Origin of the sequence: Paenibacillus sp. FSL H3-0469 (assembly GCF_038051945.1) — a bacterium.
Classification (GTDB): Bacteria; Bacillota; Bacilli; order Paenibacillales; family Paenibacillaceae; genus Paenibacillus_AQ.
Map to the genome: position 1 here is coordinate 2,110,895 of NZ_CP150302.1, position 19,479 is coordinate 2,130,373.

General features: G+C 54.5%; 16 protein-coding genes and 1 riboswitch. Of the genes, 4 read left to right on the forward strand and 12 right to left on the reverse strand.

The features are described 5' to 3' along the window. Window positions 1-43: 43 nt before the first annotated feature. Entirely contained in the window at window positions 44-1,474 is a 1,431-nt protein-coding gene (locus tag NSS83_RS09340) for an SPFH domain-containing protein (RefSeq protein ID WP_341184705.1), read from the reverse strand. A gap of 18 nt (window positions 1,475-1,492) precedes the next feature. Further along, the gene (locus NSS83_RS09345; RefSeq protein WP_341184704.1) at window positions 1,493-2,047 is read right to left on the reverse strand and encodes a hypothetical protein; all 555 of its coding nucleotides are present in this window, start codon (window positions 2,045-2,047) and stop codon (window positions 1,493-1,495) included. 484 nt (window positions 2,048-2,531) lie between these two features. Next, a riboswitch (cyclic di-AMP (ydaO/yuaA leader) is annotated at window positions 2,532-2,714 on the reverse strand. A gap of 612 nt (window positions 2,715-3,326) precedes the next feature. Here NSS83_RS09345 and NSS83_RS09350 point away from each other — a divergent pair. From NSS83_RS09350 to NSS83_RS09360, 3 genes are all read left to right on the forward strand, one after another. After that, the gene (locus tag NSS83_RS09350; RefSeq protein WP_341184703.1) at window positions 3,327-3,953 is read left to right on the forward strand and encodes a TetR/AcrR family transcriptional regulator; all 627 of its coding nucleotides are present in this window, start codon (window positions 3,327-3,329) and stop codon (window positions 3,951-3,953) included. 29 nt (window positions 3,954-3,982) lie between these two features. Further along, window positions 3,983-6,427: an MMPL family transporter gene (locus tag NSS83_RS09355; protein ID WP_341348092.1), complete on the forward strand. Its 2,445-nt coding sequence runs from the start codon at window positions 3,983-3,985 to the stop codon at window positions 6,425-6,427. A gap of 224 nt (window positions 6,428-6,651) precedes the next feature. Next, window positions 6,652-7,074 (forward strand): GNAT family N-acetyltransferase, encoded by a 423-nt coding sequence (locus tag NSS83_RS09360; protein WP_341348093.1) that lies wholly within the window; start codon window positions 6,652-6,654, stop codon window positions 7,072-7,074. Window positions 7,075-7,153: 79 nt separating this feature from the next. Here the strand turns inward: NSS83_RS09360 and NSS83_RS09365 are convergent, their stop codons facing one another. From NSS83_RS09365 to NSS83_RS09375, 3 genes are read right to left on the reverse strand one after another with little or no spacing between them, the layout of a single operon-like run. After that, window positions 7,154-7,603: a DUF1877 family protein gene (locus NSS83_RS09365; RefSeq protein ID WP_341348094.1), complete on the reverse strand. Its 450-nt coding sequence runs from the start codon at window positions 7,601-7,603 to the stop codon at window positions 7,154-7,156. Between the two features lie 44 nt (window positions 7,604-7,647). Further along, window positions 7,648-9,090 (reverse strand): cardiolipin synthase, encoded by a 1,443-nt coding sequence (gene cls / locus NSS83_RS09370; RefSeq protein ID WP_341184699.1) that lies wholly within the window; start codon window positions 9,088-9,090, stop codon window positions 7,648-7,650. A gap of 36 nt (window positions 9,091-9,126) precedes the next feature. Next, window positions 9,127-9,498 (reverse strand): helix-turn-helix domain-containing protein, encoded by a 372-nt coding sequence (locus tag NSS83_RS09375; protein WP_341184698.1) that lies wholly within the window; start codon window positions 9,496-9,498, stop codon window positions 9,127-9,129. A 169-nt stretch (window positions 9,499-9,667) separates the two neighbouring features. Between NSS83_RS09375 and NSS83_RS09380 the strand changes: the two genes are divergently transcribed. Next, on the forward strand, window positions 9,668-10,255 hold the full coding sequence (locus tag NSS83_RS09380; RefSeq protein WP_341348095.1) for an NAD(P)H oxidoreductase: 588 nt from the start codon (window positions 9,668-9,670) through the stop codon (window positions 10,253-10,255). A gap of 22 nt (window positions 10,256-10,277) precedes the next feature. Here NSS83_RS09380 and NSS83_RS09385 read toward each other — a convergent pair whose 3' ends face one another. The 7 genes from NSS83_RS09385 to NSS83_RS09415 form a co-directional block, all read right to left on the reverse strand. Further along, window positions 10,278-11,159 (reverse strand): PhzF family phenazine biosynthesis protein, encoded by an 882-nt coding sequence (locus tag NSS83_RS09385; RefSeq protein ID WP_341348096.1) that lies wholly within the window; start codon window positions 11,157-11,159, stop codon window positions 10,278-10,280. 67 nt (window positions 11,160-11,226) lie between these two features. Then, on the reverse strand, window positions 11,227-12,036 hold the full coding sequence (locus tag NSS83_RS09390; protein ID WP_341348097.1) for an alpha/beta hydrolase: 810 nt from the start codon (window positions 12,034-12,036) through the stop codon (window positions 11,227-11,229). A gap of 23 nt (window positions 12,037-12,059) precedes the next feature. After that, window positions 12,060-12,272 carry a hypothetical protein gene (locus NSS83_RS09395; RefSeq protein WP_341184694.1) on the reverse strand — a complete coding sequence of 71 codons (213 nt, stop codon included), beginning with the start codon at window positions 12,270-12,272 and terminating at the stop codon, window positions 12,060-12,062. 315 nt (window positions 12,273-12,587) lie between these two features. Continuing rightward, a complete protein-coding gene (locus NSS83_RS09400; RefSeq protein ID WP_341348098.1) occupies window positions 12,588-14,090 on the reverse strand; it encodes a glycoside hydrolase family 20 protein in 1,503 nt (500 codons plus the stop codon). Window positions 14,091-14,119: 29 nt separating this feature from the next. Then, complete coding sequence (locus NSS83_RS09405; protein WP_341348099.1) at window positions 14,120-16,861, reverse strand: alpha-mannosidase; 2,742 nt, start codon at window positions 16,859-16,861, stop codon at window positions 14,120-14,122. Window positions 16,862-16,867: 6 nt separating this feature from the next. Next, on the reverse strand, window positions 16,868-17,866 hold the full coding sequence (locus NSS83_RS09410) for a glycoside hydrolase family 130 protein (RefSeq protein WP_036731574.1): 999 nt from the start codon (window positions 17,864-17,866) through the stop codon (window positions 16,868-16,870). Between the two features lie 238 nt (window positions 17,867-18,104). Then, complete coding sequence (locus NSS83_RS09415; protein WP_341184691.1) at window positions 18,105-19,424, reverse strand: glycoside hydrolase family 125 protein; 1,320 nt, start codon at window positions 19,422-19,424, stop codon at window positions 18,105-18,107. Between the last annotated feature and the right edge of the window lie 55 nt (window positions 19,425-19,479).

The following is a 19,479-nucleotide window of genomic DNA, read 5'->3' on the forward strand; positions in this document are numbered from 1 at the left end:
CTGCCGGTTCATTAACTACTTACTACCTCCCCCTATTCCTCATCTACTCCTGTCCATGTTCATGATCCCGGCCAAATAACCCGCTGAGCGCCTCTGTTACGTCCATGCCGGTAAGTGTCTTGGTCAGCTCAGGCACCTGGGCCATGATTTTGGCGATATCGCCGGTAATTTTGTTCACGCCAGAGGAAGCGCCGTCCTGAGAGATGACCGTGATCTTGTCTACCTTGGCTAGCGGGGAGGCGATTTTCTCAGCCAGCTCCGGCAGGATTTTCAGAAATTCCACGGTCAGGGCAGCTTGAGTGAACTGTTTGTACGCCTCAGCCTTCTTCTGAAGTGCTCCCGCTTCCGCCGCTCCGGCGAGCTGTACGATCTCTGCATTCGCCTTCCCTTTTGCCAGCTCCGCCTCTGCTGTTGCCAGTCCGCGCTTGGTTGTGGTAGCTGCCTCGGCTTCCGCCTCCAGAATCTGCCGCTGCTTGGCGGCTTCTGCTCTCATGATCGTCGCCTGATTCTCCGCCTGGGCAGGCTTGATTACCGTCGCCTCCAGCTCCTTCTGCTTCAGCTCGACCTCAATCTCCCGGACTGTGCGGTTGGCTTCGGCCTCCATCTGAGTGATTTTCACCTGTTCCGTAACCAGTGACTGCTTGATCTTGTTCTGCTGCAATTCGTACGCCAGATCCGCTTGCGCCTTCTTCACCTCGGTCTCCAGCTTGAAATCCGCCTGCTTAATATTCAGCTCCTTCTCGAACAGGGATTCCTTCGCACGGGCGGCGGTTCCCGCTTCTATGGTCGCCTGATGGGCATTGGCTTTGGCAATGGAGGATTCCTTCTCCGCTTCGGCCTGCTTGATCTGAATGTCGCGTTCGGCTTCGGCCTTGGCAATACTGGCGTCGCGGCGGATACGCTCAATCTCGGGCACCCCCATATTGTCGATGTACCCTTTGTCGTCGGTAATCTTCTTGATGGTGAAGCTGACCACCTCCAGCCCCATTTTGTCGAGATCCTCTGAGCAGGTCTCCCGCATCTTGCTGTTGATTTCGTCTGGGGTCTTGAGTATGGATTCTACACTGAGCTGGCCGATGAGGCCGCGCAGATGACCCTCCACCGAATGCAAAATAATCGTCTCACGGTCCTCTTCCGGCCGGTCAATGAACTGTTCACTGGCAGTGAGAATCGCGGTTGGATCGCTTTTAATCTTAATTTGGGCGACTGCCTCCAGGTTCAGCTTGATGCCTTGACGAGAGAACATGGCCTGCGCCGGGATAACATCGAAGCTCATCAGCATCATGGAGATGGTTTTATTGTTCTGAAAGCCGGGGATGACGAACGTCCCGCCGCCCTGAACCACTCTTTTGCCGCCGAGACCGTATACGATCATGGCCTGATTGGGCGGAACCTTTTTATACGCGGTCACAATACTGGTTAACGCCAGCAGAATCACTACAACAATAGCTCCGGTTACATATAAAATTAACATTTGCTCCGACACTCCCCGTTAGTTATGTTCCATTTCCCGTTCGAACAGAGTGACCGCTGCGATCCCCTTATCCGTCTTCACAATAATCACCCGGTCGCCCCGCAGCAGCTGCTGGCCGGATTCCGCCCGCACGCCGATGGAGCGCATGGTCCCGTGCAGCACATACTTCATCTCTCCCACAGCCCCATCCGCTGCGGCGATGCTGATATACCCGAGCTGGCCGGCCGGATCATAATCCAGTTCACTCATACTGCTGTCATACCGGGTCATCACCCGTGCCAGCACGGTGTAGAGCAGAATGCCCGGCAGCAGGGCAATCAAAGTACAGACCAGCACTACGGCAAGCAATTGCATCCCGCTGTAATTGACAAGCATATACCCCGTGCCGCCCCAGACGGTGACAAACACCATCAACGGAAGAATCGGCAGGAAGCCCGGTCCACCCGCATCCCCGCCCCCGACATGCAGGTGGCCTGCCAGACCATGTCCATGAATGCTGCCGCTGAGGATAAGCAGGAGGCCCACCCAGAAGCAGACGATAAATACAGTAACGATGGTAACCCCTCCTTTCAATGTAATGTGATGATGCATTAGCTGACTATTTGGGTGATGCGGAAACAGACTAATGTGGTACATACAAGACTAATTCGTATTTAAATTGACTAATTAATGTTGTTATATGATTTAATTGTGCTTCTCTCCGTCACTATTTCCTTTAATTTTCACTTTAGGCTGCTTGGTTAGTAGGGGCTGAGACGCAACTTGGCATTGCCGGGATTCAGGTGCACTTGTGCTCTTCATTTGCTCGTTTAGCCAACATTGCCGGGATTCAGGTGCACTTGTGCTCTTCATCCTCCCACTTTCCTCTGCATTTGAGGGATTAATCCCTCTCATTTCCACCTCCAGCCCATTTTCAGCGCAATCTGAGGGATTAATCCCTCTCATTTCCGCATCCAGCCCATTTTCAGCGCAATTAGTGGGATTTATCCCTCTCCTGCACAACAAAAAGACCACAGCAGCAGGGCTCTCCGTGGTCGGTTAATCGATCATGGCGCTCATCCTCTCTCTTCGAGGCTTACGGGGTTAGCTGACGGATTCGGACAGCGAGATTGCCCTACCTCACCAGAGCCATAGTAGCACGCTGGCAAGGATTCACCCCGGGTACTCAGCAGCCCATCCTTAAGCCGCCTGCACCAGTTGGTTCCCCCGTTCCCGTTACGGAATTCAGCCATTTCAAGAACAGTGTCATTTCATTCGGTTGTTGATTGAATCTTACGCCTGCAGCCATTTAATGTAAAACCTCACGGATGACAAAAGAAGCCAAAATTGCTGTCCCTTCGCGAATGAAGGCGCATTCTTCAGCTCTGCTCTTATCCGCCCGGGGATTTGCTCGCGCTATCGTCTGTTTACACCAACATTACTCATCCTCTCACTTACTCACCTACTCACTTACTCACCTAGTCATCTACTCATCTACTCATCTACTCACCTACTCACCTACTCACCTACTCACCTACTCACCTACTCACCTACTCACCTACTCATCTACTCATCTACTCATCTACTCATCTACTCACCTACTCATCTACTCACCTACTCATCTACTCACCTACTCATCTACGTACCTACGCACTTACTCGCCTACTCCACCATTTCTCATTATCCTCACAATGACTTCCTCCTAACTCATCCCTCATCCCCCACCTTTTTTCTCCAGCTCATTATTACAAATTTAAAACATTCACACTTCCGTCACTCGATGCTCATTGTGCAATCTTTCCCTTTGAGCAATAATAGAATCTATAGATTCTATAGCGCCTTTAACTTTTGAAGAAAGGAGGAACGTTGAAATTTGAATTCGAAACTGAATTTGCGGGACAAAAAAAAGGAAGCCACCTCCTACGCCTTAGCCGTAGCGGCCTTCGAGCTTGCGCTTGAGCATGGCATGGACGGCTTCATTGTCGACGATGTTGTTCAGAAGGCCGGGTATTCCCGGCGGACTTTTGCGAATTACTTCTCCTGTAAAGAAGAGGCAGTCGCTGCCTACTTCATTGGCATTATTGCTGTCCAAGAGAAAGAGGAAGAAAATAACCCGCTGGCTGCTCTGCCGCCCGATGCTACACCGCTCGATGCCCTGTACAATCTGCTGAAGCTGCAATTCACCTCGGAGTTCCTGCATAAGCTGCGGCAGTTCGTCTCTTTGGCGAATCAGTATCCGTCTCTGGAGCCTTACATTCTCAATGTCTTTCGGCATTTGCAGATCACCGCCCAGGACACGCTGGAGCAGTTCACCCGTGGACGGTATGCCGATGGATATACCCACCTGCTGGTAGGTGCCGTCTATGGGGCCTTCGTGCCTATCTTGGACGGACGGCTGAATGTCATGCTGCCGGGCGAACAGCTGAGTGAAGGCTCCGATGCCATGCTGTTTGAACAATACCTGAATTCCATGTTTGCTTATTTACGCAACGGCTTCTAAATTCACAGATAAAGAGGAGAAACCATTACATGTCTACCTTTCTATACCGCTTAGGAAAATCTGCTTATGCCAAGCCTTGGGCCTTCATTGCAGTCTGGATCATTGTACTCGGAGTTGTAGGCACCCTGATTGGAGTCAACGGCATTCAATCCAGCTCTGAGATGAAAATTGAAGGCACTGAGTCGCAAAAAGTGCTGGATAAGCTGACAAAAGAGCTGCCCGCTGCTGCCGGAGGGCAGGCAAGCATCGCCTTCACTGCGCCGGAAGGAGAACGTCTCGATACGCCTGAGCGTACTGCGCTGCTCCTGAAGGCCATTAATGATGTGTACAACATGGAATATGTCATTAACCCTATGGAGCTGGCAGCCCAAGCGGCTGCGGCGGCCCAGGGCGCCGGTGCTGACCCTTCCGCCGCTGATCCTTCTGCCGCCGCGGGCCAGGGCGCTGCCGCCGATCCTTCCGCCGCTGCCGATCCTTCCGCTGCGGCCGGCCAAGCTGCCGCCGACCCTTCCGCCGCTGCCGGCCAAGCCGCCGCCGCCGATCCTTCCGCCGCTGCGGGCCAAGGCGCTGCGGCTCAGGCAGCCCCGTTCGGCCCGCTGATGGCCGACGGGATGCCGGTTCCCGGCGTGATGCTGTCGGCTGACGGCAGCATTGCCCTGTTCCAGTTCCAGTTCACCGTTCAGCAGACATCTCTGCCATCGGATGTGCCGGATAATATCATCGATACCGTATCCGAGGTCGAACAGTCCGGTTCAGGCATTACGGCGATTCCAAGCGACTCGCTCAAAAGCATGCCGGCCATCGGCTCCACAGAAGCGATCGGCGTGGCCGTTGCTGCCGTCGTATTGTTCCTGACACTGGGCTCAGTCGTAGCCGCAGGCCTGCCGCTGCTGACCGCGCTTCTCGGAGTCGGCATTAGCGTCGGAGGTGCGTTTGCCCTCGGCAGCCTGATCCAGATGAACGATATTACACCGGTTCTTGCCGTGATGATCGGTCTCGCCGTAGGGATCGACTACTCGCTGTTCATTGTGAACCGGCAACGCCGTCTGATCCTGGATGAGAAATTAAGCGCAGCGGAAGCAGCCAGCCGTGCTCTGGGCACCGCAGGCAGTGCTGTATTCTTCGCGGGTCTGACCGTTATTATCGCCCTGTGCGGCATGCTCGTCATTGGCATCGGCTTCTTATCGACAATGGCACTTGTGGCTGCGGCCAGTGTTCTGATCAACGTCCTGCTGGCCTTATCCCTGCTGCCTGCGCTGCTCGGACTGGTCGGTGAACGGATCGTAACTGCCAAAGCCCGGACCAAGCACAGCACCGCAGCCAAAAAATCACAGCACAGCTTCTCCCATCGCTGGGCGAATGCCACAGTGAAATACCGCTGGGCCATCATTGTACTCGTAGTGCTGGTGCTTGGCACAGCCGCAATTCCGGTGACCAAGATGGAGCTGGGTATTCCATCCGGCGCCTCGGCGAACCTGGATACTCCGGCCCGCCAGAGCTATGATGTCATCTCCAAAGGATTCGGCGAAGGCTTCAACGGCCCGCTGCTGCTGGTCGCTGAGACGAAGAATCCGTCTGAGAAGATCTCCATGCCAGTCCTGGGCAAGCTGGTTCAGGAGCTGCAAATGCACGATAATGTGACCCTAGTCTCTCCGCTTGGTGTCAGTCCCACCGGCGATATCGCTATTATCAGCCTAATTCCGAAGACGGGTCCCACTGACACCGCAACGAGAGATCTGGTGCAGGAGCTGCGCGATCCGAATTCCGCTCTGACCACCGGCAACAATATCAATCTTGGCGTGACCGGCTTCACCGCCATCAATATTGATATGTCCTCCAAGCTGTCCGATGCCTTCCCTGTATACATCGGGATCATCGTAATCCTGTCGCTGATCATTCTACTGCTGGTGTTCCGGTCGATTATCGTGCCAATCAAAGCGACCGTCGGCTTCGTGCTAAGTATTCTTGCCACCTTCGGCGTGACCACCGCCGTCTATCAATGGGGCTGGCTGCATTCGCTGTTCGGCTTCGATACCGGCGGACCGCTGCTCAGCTTCATGCCAATCCTGGTTACCGGTATTCTGTACGGACTCGCCATGGATTATCAGGTCTTCCTGGTCAGCTCCATGCGTGAAGCCTATGTCCACGGCCGCCATGGCAAGGACAGTGTCGTTCACGGCTATGATCTGGCCAGCCGGGTCGTACTGGCCGCAGGTGTGATTATGGTATCCGTCTTCGCAGGCTTCATCTTCGCCCCGGATGCGATGATTAAGCAGATCGGCTTCGCACTGGCCTTCGGCATCCTGATCGATGCCTTCATTGTCCGGATGACGCTGGTTCCGGCCGTCATGGCCGTCTTCGGCGACAAAGCCTGGTGGCTGCCGAAATGGCTGGACCGCCTGCTGCCGAATCTCGATGTCGAAGGCGATAAGCTGATCGCCAAGCTGAATGCCGAGAGCGGACACAACAAGTAGAAACGGCTTTGCCGTCCTAATAAGGACGGTACCGTTTCAGCGAGAAATAGAAGGATAAATTATCGTGTAAAACATATAAATTCTTCTATTTGCACTACATCTCCACGGAATAACGGACGGCACTCCCGCCGTTCTCCCTGTACGAATAGAGCCTGCGCATCGTCCGCAGGCTCTATTTTGATATAATGGCTATCATTGAATTCAGATCCTAAGGAGGCATACCCATGAACATTATAGAATTGGACCTTGCTCAGAATCAGCAGGAAATCTCCAGGCTCCTGGAGGAACACAGCCGCCGCATGGACAGCAGCATTCCGCCTTATCAACGTGAGGTAATCCCCCTCGCCGCTTACGAGAACGGTATCTTCGTTGGCGGCATTACCGGGGAACTGGTCTGGAATATCCTGAACGTGCACTTACTGGCCGTTGATCCCGGATACAGGGGGCATGGACTCGGCGGAACTCTGCTGAAGGAGCTGGAAGCCAGAGCAGCGGGGCACGGCTGTAAGGTTAGCGAATTGACAACGATGAGCTGGCAGGCACCGCATTTTTATCAGAAGCAGGGGTATGAGATCTTCGGTGAAATCAAGGACTGTCCGAATGAAGGCCAGACGAAATATTATCTTCAGAAAAAATTGCAGCCGTAACCCCCCACTCCTATGCAGAAACGGTACCTCCTTGTAACAAGGACAGTACCGTTTCTGTGAGCTATATAAGGAGGATAATTCAAGCCACACTGAAAATAACATGCTTCCCGGCAGCCGCTGCCCTCCGGTAAAAGTCCAGAAGTCCGGTAAACTCACTTGTCACCTGCTGCCTTAGCGCCTCTTCAAGGTCACCTGTCTCCAGCGTATCTAAATCCACCTGCTGCATCGCTGCAATAATATCTTCCAGTTCATCCTGCTCCGTGCACGCGAAGAACCCGTCCTCCTCTTCCACCTCAAACACATGGACGCCGACAACCGCTTCACTTAACGGATCGCCTTCGATAGGCTCACTGGCTGAGACTCCGGTTAGCGCGAGATGCAGTTCCTCCCACAGCTTGTCGATATCGTAGTGTTCACTCCCGCCTTCAATCAGCTTCTCCAGCGTATCCATCAGCTCCGCCCCGTCCATCTCCATCATCCGCTCCAGTGTATCCTCATCCACCATCACGTATTGGCCCAGCATCCCCATCTGTCATTCCTCCTTTTATAGGTACGGCTGCATCACCAGTCTTCTTACAGAATAGGTGACAGCAGCCGGGAAATCCCCTCTTTCAGCTTAATTACCAGCGAGCGCTGCGCATAACGCTCCACGGTCAGCTCCGAGCACAGTTTGACATCATTCAGGAAAATGTCCTGGAGCTGTTCGGCAATCGCCCGGTCATACACAATGGCATTGACTTCGAAGTTCAGCCGGAAGCTGCGTGAATCAATATTCATCGTCCCGACAGAGGCAACCTCCCCGTCTGCGACAATCGTTTTGGCGTGCAGGAAGCCGTTCTCGTAGAGCAGGATTTTGGCCCCGTAATTCAGCAGATCTCCGGCATACGCCCAGGTGGCCCAATACACGAACGGATGGTCAGGCTTGTTAGGGATCATGATCTGCAGATCCACCCCGGAGAGCAGGGCGATTTTGCAGGCATCCATGAAGCTTGTGTCCGGTATGAAGTAAGGGGTCTGGATATACACGCTCTCCTTGGCTGACAGAATCAGCTTAATATACATGTTCTTAAGATGCTCCGTCGACGAATTGGGGCCGCTGGTAATGATCTGGACCGGGCTTGTCCCTGTATGCTGCTCCATGTTGAAGACGAATTCCCCGTAATCTCCGCGCTCATGCTTCCCGGCCTGATGCCAGTCGAGGATGAATCTGCCCTGGATATGGCTGACGGCGTTACCGGTAATCCGGAGATGAGTGTCCCGCCAATAGCCGAACTTCGGAACCTGCCCCAGATACTCATCCCCCACGTTGAACCCGCCGATATAGGCAATGCTTCCGTCAATAATGCACAGCTTGCGGTGATTCCTGTTGTTGATCCGGAAGTTCAGCGGCTTGATCAGGGACGGGAAGAACACTTCAACCTCGCCCCCTGCTGCACGCAACTCTCTGAAAAAATGCCGCGAAATCCGCTTCGATCCCACCTCATCATATAACAGCCGCACCTTCACCCCTTCCCGCGCCTTTCGGGTTAATTCATCCCTCAGCTGCTTGCCCAGAGCGTCCGGCTGAATGATGTAGTACTGAATATTGATCTCTGCGCGGGCTGAGCGGATATCCTCGAACAACGCGGCGAACTTCTGGTGGCCGTCACTGTAAATGACAATATCATTATCGTTAGATAACAAGCCGTGCGACGAGCGGATATTCATGTTGATGAGCTGGGCATAGTTCTGCAGCAGCTGCGACCTGTCATCCGCCCCTTCCGCAAAAGCTGCCAGCTGCTTGTCCGCTTCAGCCTGGACATATTCCTGCTCTTCGATGAAGAGCTTGTAGAAATTCTTCTTTTTGAGATTGCGCCCGAAAAAGATATACAAGACAAATCCCAGAATCGGGATGAAAAACAGCACCATCAGCCAGGCCCAGGTATACCCGGCCTCCCTGCGCTCAATGAACAGAAAGCCCAGGGCCAGAATGATGTTAATGAGGGTGACGACTGTGGTTAGACTTGCAAACTCCATGCTCTTTCCCCTTTCCTCTCTGTCTCTCTCTGCTGCCTAAAAGTCCTCCAGCACCTTGGACCTGTCGCCATGAATCCTGTCCAGGTGCTCCTCTCCCCAGTAGCATAACAGGTCCAGCGCGGGCTTCAGCCCCCATCCGTAGGCCGTCAGCTCATACTCCACTCTGGGTGGAATCTCCTGATAGATGGTCCGCGAGATAATCTCATCGTTCTCCAGGCCTCTTAACTGGGCGGTCAGCACTTTCTGGGTGATGCCCGGAATGAGCCGCAGCAGCTCGGAGGTACGCTTCTGTCCGGTCATCAGATGGTAGATAATTAACGGCTTCCACTTGCCGCCCATCACTTCGAGCGCCGCCTCCACGCCGACTCTATACTTTTTGGGAACGCTATCGTCACTCTGTTCAGTCATTGCTTCTGCCTCCGTTATGTAGGGTACCTCAATGTTCCTATGGAACATACACCTTCCTATAGAACAGCAAAGTGCGTACTTCCGCATTATTTTATTCCTGTATATAATAGCATCAGCCAAGGAACATGGCTACAAACCTGCTGTTAAGAAAGGTAGTGAAGATACCAGCATGAGCATATTAATCGTCGTATCACACCCGAGACAGGATTCCCTGACCTTCCAGGCTGCCCGCCGTTTCGCAGAGGGGCTTACCGCAGCCGGACACGGCTATGAGATATTGGATTTACATGGGATTGGGTTTAACCCTGTTCTGCAAGGAATGGAGGAACTCCATATGACCGCAGGTGAACAGGAACAGCCCTATTCTCCTGAATTAGAGCGGGAAATGGAGCGGTTGCGGCAGCATGACGGCCTGGCATTTGTGTTTCCGCTGTGGTGGTGGCATCTGCCGGCCATGCTGAAGGGGTATATCGACCGGGTGGTGAACAACAGGGTTGCCTACGGTACAAATAATCTGCATGGTTATCGTGCACTGTGGCTGGCGCTGGCAGGCGTAACAGAGGCGCAGATGAAAAAGCGCAGCTATGATGAAGCAACCGCCCGTCTGCTTAACGTGGGAATTGCCGATTATTGCGGAATCACGGACTCCAGAGTAGAATTCCTCTACGATACTGCGAGTTCCGCACCCGGACACCGTGAGGCGTTGCTGGAACAGGCCTATCAGGCGGGATTACATTATGGCAAGGGGGAAAACTGACAAATCGCAGGAATAAGGGAGATCACAGAGTCACATCAAATTCATTCACATAAACGGCGTTGCCCGTCACTTCTATAGTATTGCCGTTGTCCGACACGGACACTCTGACTCTGCCGTCCCTGCCGATCTCTTGGCCCTGCTCGATCAGCAGCTCGAAGGAGGGGGCTTGTCCGCCGATGTACCTGGAATAATAAGCCCCCATCACCCCAGAGGCTGTGCCTGTAACCGGGTCCTCAATAGTCCCTGAGAAGGGGGAGGAGAAATGGCGGGCATGCATATGCGCCTCAGGATCATTCGTCTCCAGGCAGAACGGGTGAATGGACGAGCGGGGCATCTCCTTCAGCACCTCTGGAAACCGCTTGTTGTCAGGCTGCATCCGGGTGAAGGCATCAAGGCTTGTAATCGGGACCAGTAAGGTCCACGTTCCAGTGCTGCCGTACATGGTCGGCAGGGTCTGATCAATATCACCGGGCTCAAGGCCGAGCGGGCGGGCCAAGTCCTCAAGTGATCCTTTAAAAGCTTCAAACTGCGGACTGGCCTGCCTCATCTTCATATAGAGTTCGCCGCTATCTTCTGTGATGCGGATAGGCAAAACTCCTGCCTTGGTCTCGATGGTTAACTCTTTTTTGTCCCCCAGCATCCCCTTGGTCTTCAGGGCATACAACAACGCCATGGTCCCGTGACCGCAGAGATTCATCTCATGCCCCGGGGTGAAATAACGGATTCTGAGATCCGCCTGGTTGGATTTTAACGGAAACGCCGTCTCATTGAAACCCACCTTCGCTGTAATCTCCTGCATTTGCTGCTCTGTAAGACCCTCGCTGTCCAAGACAACCCCTGCCGGGTTCCCTTTGTTCGGAATACTGCTGAATGCATCGTAATGATAGACTTTGATGTTCTGCACACCTGCACCGCCTGTCTTTTTTGAGTATTATGTTAGCATAAATTAATAGAATGTGAATTTAAGATATTTAGGCATTATGATTATCCCGCAGAAATTCTACAGTCAGCGCAGAGAACTTCTCAGGTTCTTCTATAAAAGGCAGGTGGCGGCCGTCCGGGAATATTATTTTCGTGGAACGTCTGATGCCTTTGTGCAGAATTTCTGCGGTCTCTCTATTGTATGGGTGGTCCAATGCGCCAATGAGGATAAGAACTGGTTGAGCAATCTCCGCTAATCTATGAATGGCATAAGGCTTGGGGACGCGCGATAGGCTTGGAGGGAACCGACAGAAGTTGCCGGGATTCCGCACATTGTCTATCGTTTTCTGTCTGGCCTTTTCTTTTGTTGCCGCAGGGAAGTAATAGTCCCAATAAGAATTAGCGATAAAATGGTCAATAGCTTGTTCAGCACCCTTCAGCCTGACCTGAATATGCTGTTTGATCCCCTGCCATAGCATCCTGGCGGGATAGCTGCGGCCGCTGACCGAAGGGGCTGCCAGAATGAGGCGGTCCACATAGCCTGGATAGACCAGCGTGAAATCGGTGGCTACGCTGCCGCCCAGGGATGAACCAACTAGAGTTACTTTTGTGAGGCCAAGGGTGTCCAGCAGCAGCTTCAGGTCCTCTACATGAGAGAACGAAGCGCGGGGAGTGTCCGAATGTCCGTAGCCCCGCAGATCATAGCCGATAACATCGTAGCTGGTGGAGAACCTCTCCATCTGCTCCTCCCATATCCGGTGGTCATTATAATTGCCATGGATAAATACGATCGTTTCGCCGCTGCCTCTGCGCTGATGGAACAACACTCCGCCTTCAACCTCTATGTATCCCGGACTCAACAACCACCCTTCGCCCCGTCCCTTCATAGCAGATCTGCCTTGTGCAGACTGTCTTCAATGATCGACCGCAGCACCTCAGAGACGGAATAGTCACCTCTGCCGCAGCTACGGTCAATTTCATTCCAAACTTCCTGCGGCAACGTCAGCGAGATTTTGCGCGTAACACCGATTGGTTTGCGGCCGGCACCTCTGCGTGCCCCGCCCTGTTTGCTTACCTTATTCACGCCGGTTGACACTTGGTTATCCTCCATCATTTATCACCCGCCATTATCATTACACATCGTGATGGCATGTTCAATTTATGCTACCTTAATCAAAACGCATACACCCGGTGCGTGGATGCTATGCGTGGTCCAAATGTAGTCGGTTTTTCGATTACATTTGGACCACGCACCTCCGACACGCCCAATGTGTTCGGTTTTTCGATGACATACAAAAAAAACAGCAACGAACCTCGCCCTAAAGCGGACGATATCCGTTGCTGCAATCATAAAAAGCTATACAATTTGTCTATTCTGTTGTCTACTCAGCCAAGCCATTTATTCAGCCATCTACTCAGCCGCATCTTGCTTCCCCAGCCAAGCCAGCTCCGCCATCGCCCGCAGCGGGCCGCGGAGGCCTGCGGCCACTTCCGCTTCGGTCTGTGCCTCCGGCTTGTCGCTCCAGATGGAGAAGGTGGTGCCGACCAGTTCGCGCGGGTAGGCTCCCGTGTATTCCTGTTTGGCTTCACCGGTGCGGTTCGGGAACAGTCCGGGATGCCAGGAGGCGCGGATTTTCTCGGCTGTCGGATAAGTGTAGCCTGCATGTTCGCCCAGCACGTAATACAAGTAGCCGTCGTTGTAGTTGATCACCTGATGCCCCTTGGCGAGGATGTCCTCCACCGGGGCCATCATCGGGTGCCACTTCGTCCAATATGTGATCTGAATAGACGGCTTGGGCGCGACCCGCTGGGTCTGATCCGCACGGTACAGGCCATCATTCCAGGCGCGGACCGTCCAGCCCATCGACTCCAAATGTTCAGCGACTTCATTAAGGTAATCAATATACGTGTCCACACCCGTGCCGCCGCTGATGTTCAACACATTCCGGGCATACTCCGCGAGCTGCGGATACTTATCGAACTCCGCAAAGTTAATGAATTCATCCCCGCCGATATGAAAAAATCGGCTGCCGGCAAATAACTCGGCATATTCGTCGATCAGTTCCAGCACAAACTGGCGGGCTGCCGGATTCGTAATATCCAGCGCACCCGGTGCCGGATTGCCTGCTGCATCCTTGAGCAGCCACTCTGGGTGCGTCCGGAGGGCCTGTCCCAGATGCCCCGGTGAATCCAATGAAGGTATGATATCCACATGATAACGCTGTGCCTCAAGGATAATCGCCTTCATCTCCTGCTTGGTTAAAGCTTGCTCCGACACCACCTCAGGATGGCTTTCGCTCATCAGCCGGAAGCCCTCATTCTCGGAGAAATGCAGCTGCAATGTATTGAGCCGGAGCCGGGACATTTCTCTGATCCGCTCCGTAATCCAATCCTCGCTGTAGAACTTGCGGCCGATGTCAATATGCAGCGCCCGCTCAGGCATTACGGGATAATCGGTCACTCTACCATAAGGAACGAAGCCGTCTGCCGCCAGTCTCTGCAACAGCGTCCGCAGACCATACATCAACGCACGTTCACTTGAGGCGGTGATCTTCGCACAGGCCCCGATGTCAATGACGTAAGTTTCCTGACTGTCCAAGTCTCCCGCAGCTTCATCACCCGTCAGTTCAATGACGATATCGCCCGAAGCAGGTGTCTCCGTTTCTCCATGAACAACAGGGATGATCCTGTCAGCAGGTGTCAGAATACCCGCGTATTCCCCCAGAACAATGAAGACCGTTTCGTTCAGAACACTGTTATTATCCGCTCTGGCATTGTCCACAATCCGGGTTTTGGACCCGGCAGACAGCCGCCATTGTCCCCCGGATGCCGCCGCAATCTGCTGCTGTACACTGGTGAGCGGGCCGTTATTGGAGGTGCGCCGCTCTAATGGTTCATTCTTATCCATATCCATACCTCACACCTCTCCCTTCTTCGCGTGGATCAGCGCAGCCGGAGGCCGACCGTTGTAATCTGATGTCCGCCAAGCGGCAGCTTGAGCGAAGCATCTCCTTCAGTCTGAAGCTCTTCACCTTCTGCTTCCAGCACATTCGAAGTATAGAAGGCAGCAACCGGCAGCGCGGATTCCAGCCCCAGCTCGCAAGGCTCAGCCGTCAGGTTGAACCAGCGGAGCAACACATCGCCGCGTTCCTTGTTCAGCTTCATAGAGGAGAAGGCAGCGGTCTCGCCACTCCAGCGGACAGCCGAATACACGGCGGGAATCGTTCCTGCATGAACCTCTGCCTGCGCGCAGGTCCACGGAATCTGGAACTGGTAAGCAGCGGCAGCGGCACCGGAGGTTACGGCATCCCCGCTATGCGGCAGGAGCAGCATGTCTGCAGTCTGTTCTCCCAGGCACTGGGCTTCCGGTGTAGGGAACCAGCCCCAGTCGCCCATCTCGCCGACACTGCGGAGCAATGTCACGGCGATGGTATTGCGTCCGTCCCGCAGAATCTCGTATTCGTGTAGTCCGAGATTAGCGACTGTCAGGCCTGCATTCTCCCCGGCAACATCCACGAAGCACTGCTGATGCTGCGCATTGCTCGGATTCTGCCATTCCGTTGCCGGCTCATTCGGACGTTCCGCCAGCTCGAACATCGAATCAACACTGTGCGAGACTGCAGCCAGATCCGCCGGGAAAAGCATCCGCAGACGGTGGTCTTTAGCCGTGTTATCTATGAAGCTCTTTACTTCCAATCCCTTGCCGTTGCGCTCCAATCTCAAGACCGTCCGCAGCTTAAGGGTAACAGTAGCCGCACTACGCTTAGCCTGCCGTTCCGGGTAATAGACCAGTGCCCGCTGCTCTTCTTCCAGCAGGGCATCGGCCGAAGCCGGGATCTCCCAGGCATGGGCGATTTCGATGGAAGCGCGGTATGGCGTATCTTCAATGACAGCGATCTGCGCGTCAAGCCCCAGAGTCGTCAGCGGTACTTCACCCGCAGGCTGTCTGTACATATATTCATTCCCGATGTCACCAGTATTCTCGTAGACACCGAGGTCTCGGTAGACTTTGCCGCTAGGCTTATGCTCCAGCGTGAAGGAACCGTCAGCCATAACCTCGACCCGCAGCGTGTCGTTCTCCAGTACGCGTGCGCCTTGAACCAGCGAAGAGACTTCTTTTCCGGCAGCATCAGCTGCAACAGGGCGAACCCAGGCATAGGTGCGCAGCCCCAGGGCAGACACATCCGCCGCCTCGAAGGTCAGCCGCACCTTGCGGCAGCTATACGGCTGGCGGAAGCGGTCATCCGGCAGGTCGTAGCCGAAGGACAGGCCGAGATCCTCCACCGTACAAGGAACCGGCTGGCCTTGTTCATCGACCAGTACCCGTCCGGCCAGCTCCACAGCCTTCATCAGCCGGGCATTCTCTTCAAGAGGCAGCCCGTCGCGCAGATACTGGCGGGCAGCATCCAGCTCAACGGTCACCGTACCGGTGCGGCTCCAGCCGCTGGTATTCGTCACCACGAGCGGAAGCGCCTCTTCGCCGTAAGCGGCGAAGCCGGAGGTGTCGACCGCTGCGGTGATCGCCTGCATACTATCCGCCACGATGCCTTCGGCCGTGTGATAGCTCTTGTCGAAGCGGGTGACCATCTCGCGGTGCACCTCATCCACGCTGCAGCCGCAGATGGAATCATGTGGATGGTTCTGCAGCAGCGTCTTCCACGCATAATCCAGCAGATGCTGCGGATACTCGCCGCCATGCAGCTTGGCGATAACCGCCAGCGGCTCGGCCACCTTTTCCAGCATGGCCTGGCCGCGCTGGTTGAGCTGCTTCAGGTATACCCGGGCGGAAGCGGTATTAACCAGCGTTCCCCAGCCGTCCGTGCGCTGGCTCCGCAGTTCGCCCTTCACCGTGGACAGGCTGCGGCCAGCCAATGAAGCTTCCACTGCCTTGATGTACTCCGGGAAGTTCGAGTGAACGAAGGCGACCTCCGGGTGCAGCTTCTCTGCCGTGCGGATCGCCTCCGGCAAGTCGGTCTGCAGCGGCTGGTGATCGCAGCCGTTCATGAACAGCAGCTGATCAGTCGCTGCGTACTGCCGGGCATCGCCCAGCTTGCGCTCCCAGAAGCGGCTGGCCTCCTCAAGCTCGACCGGAACTTCATTCCCGTTGGAATACCAGTTGGCGAAGAGGATGCCCAGCACCTGCGAGCCGTCCGGCCCTTCCCAGACCAGCTCCGAGAACGAGGATTCATAGCCGTCATCGGAGACCATATTGTTGAAGCCCGTCGGCTTCACGCCGCGCCCGAAGAAGGCGTTGGTAATACCGGCCTGCTGCATAAGCTGCGGAATCTGTCCGGTCAGGCCAAAGGTGTCCGGGAAATAACCGATTTTGGACACTTCCCCATAGACTGCCGCATCCTGATGTCCCAGCTGTAAGTTACGCACATTGGCTTCCGGGCTGGTCAGGAATGCATCCTGCAGAATATACCAAGGGCCGATGAAGATCCGTCCCTCCCGGATATGCCGTACCAGCCGCTCCCGGTTCTCCGGACGGACCTGCAGATAATCCTCGATGATAATCGTCTGCCCGTCGAAGAAAAAGCTGCGGAAGTCCGGGTTCTGCTCCAGCGTGTCCAGAAGTGTATCCACGAGCTGAATCAGCCGGATGTGATGGCGCTCATAAGGCAGATACCATTCCCGGTCCCAGTGCGTATGCGAGATAATATGTGCCGTCTGTTGTTTGGTCATAACCAGTTACCCCTCAATCTCCAGCGGATATTCATCCATATAGCTGATCAGCTCATCCACCGTCGTGAAGGCCAGCCCCGTCACCGTATCCGCACAGCCGTAGTAGATGGCAATCCGTCCGGTAGCCGCATCGGTCAGTGCCGCGCAAGGGAACGTCACGTTCGGCACATCGCCCACACATTCATATAGCTCTTCCGGGCCGAGGATGTAGTTGCGCGAACGCGCTTTTACCTTCCAAGGCTGATCCAGATCCAGCAGCGCTACCCCCATGCGGTAGACGAACCCGTTGCAGGTGTTGATAACGCCGTGATAGATCAGCAGCCAGCCCTTGTCCGTTTCAATCGGAATCGGTCCAGGACCAATCTTCTTGGACTGCCACGCCGAAGCGTCACCGTCAACCGTACCCATCACATAGCGGTGCTTGCCCCAGAAGGTCAGGTCAGGACTCTCACTGTAAAAAATATCGCCAAACGGCGTATGCCCGGTATCACTCGGACGGCTGAGCATTGCATAGTTGCCGCCGATCTTGCGCGGAAGCAGCACCCCGTTCCGGTTATACGGCAGGAAGGCATTTTCCAGCTGGTGGAAGGTTTTGAAATCGAATGTATACGCCAGTCCAATTGTTGGGCCGTGGTAGCCGTTGCACCAGGACACATAATACCGGTCGTCGATCTTGCAGACACGCGGATCATAGCGGTATTCGCGCTTGGTGATCTCTTCATCGCCCTCGAATACGATCGGCTCGTGGTTGATCTTCCAGTTCACGCCGTCTTCACTGAAGCCCGCGAAGATATCCATGCTGACCGACCGCGAATCACAGCGGAACACCCCTGCGAAGCCGCCTTCAAACGGAATGACTGCCGAGTTGAACACACTGTTCGAGTTCGGAATGGCGTTGCGCGGAATGATCGGGTTGGCGGAATATCTCCATACCGGCGAATTCGTGCCCTCAGGCTTCTCCTGCCAAGGGATGTTCGGTAGTGCTTCTCCAATAATTGTACTCATGATCAGGTCTCCTTTATCTGTGAAAAATATTTAAATTGAACTTATGATTTTCATGTTATGGATTAGCCGTGACTCCAGAGAAGTTTTGGACTTCCGGCCACTGTTGTATGCAGATTTCTTGATTTTATACCGCTATTCGCGGTGGAAATCCGCATACAAAGGCGGACGCTATCGCTCCTCCAGTTCCAAAATTCCCCTCCGCCACTTTTCCTTAAACTTTAATGTTTTAGTTCAATATTTAGAGAATGCCTTCCTTCAGTGCCCGCAGGATCAACTGCGAGAACAGGCTGTTCGACCAGGCGAACCACTTGCGGGTGAACACAGACGGATCGTCGGCGTGGAAGCCTTCATGCATATAGCCGGTGTCAGCATCGGTCGCTTCCAGCATGGCGATCACCGCCAGCCGTTCTTCCTTGCTGTCAGCCGTGATGCCCTGCATCGACAAGGCCATATGCCAGATATAGCCGGGAGGGGTGTGCGGACTCCCGATTCCTTTTGCAGCCTTGCCCTCGAAGTAGAACGGATTCTCCTTGCTTAGTGCGAAGCGTCTCGTATTCTGGTAGACCGGATCGTCATTGTTCAGATAGCCCAGGTACGGAATGGACATCAGGCCCGGCGTTCCGGCATCATCCATCAGACTGTAATTGCCATAACCGTCGGTCTCATAGGCGTAGATCGGCCCGAATTCCGGGTGGCGGTAGGTGCCGTACAGCTTGATGCCGTGATCGACCTCCTGCTCCAGTTCTTTCAGCTCAGCCAGGAAATCCAGGTCCCGGAAGACCCACTCGGCAAAATCCTGCATCTGCCGCAGCGCCACCACGGCGAACATGTTCCCCGGGATGTTGTAATGGAAGTCACAGGCATCATCGCTGGAACGGAAGCCGGACCAGATCATGCCAGTGTAATTCACAGGCATCCCTAAGCCGCCGTTACGGATGGAATCCTCCATAATCCCGTTGTTCCGGGTGAAGCGGTAAGGGGACTCTTCCGCATGATGCTGCTCGCGCTTGAACAGATCGGTGATGACGCGGAGCATTTTTTTGAAATCAGAGGTGAAGAAATCGGTCTGTTTCGTCTCTTCCCAGTAAGCATGGGCCAGCCGGATCACAAAGCACAGCGAGTCGATTTCGAATTTGCGCTCCCACACCCAAGGCGACATCTCCGTCACATCTGCGGCGTTCCAGTGCCAGTCGTTGGCCGATTCATTGAACGCGTTGGCGTAAGGATCGATCAGCACATACTCCGTATGGCGCTTGATCAGCCCGCCGATAATCCGCTGCAGGTCAGCATCTTCCGCGGCAAAAGGCACATAATGAATGACCTGCTCCACCGAATCGCGCAGCCAGCAAGCAGGAATATCCCCCGTAATGACAAAGGTAGTTCCGTCATCTAGCAGCTTTGTAGTGGTCTCTAGTGTATTCGGGAAGCAGTTGCGGAACAGCCGCTGCAGCTTAGGCCGGTGGGCCAGCTTCGCTTCGGCGTCGGCCAGCACGGCCTGAATGGATGACGGCAGCGTTAGCTCCGGCATCTCGATGCGGGGAAGTCTGAATTGTTCCAAGGTAGTAGTCTCCTTATCGCTTGATCTATAGTTTAGAAGCTGAATTTCTTGATGG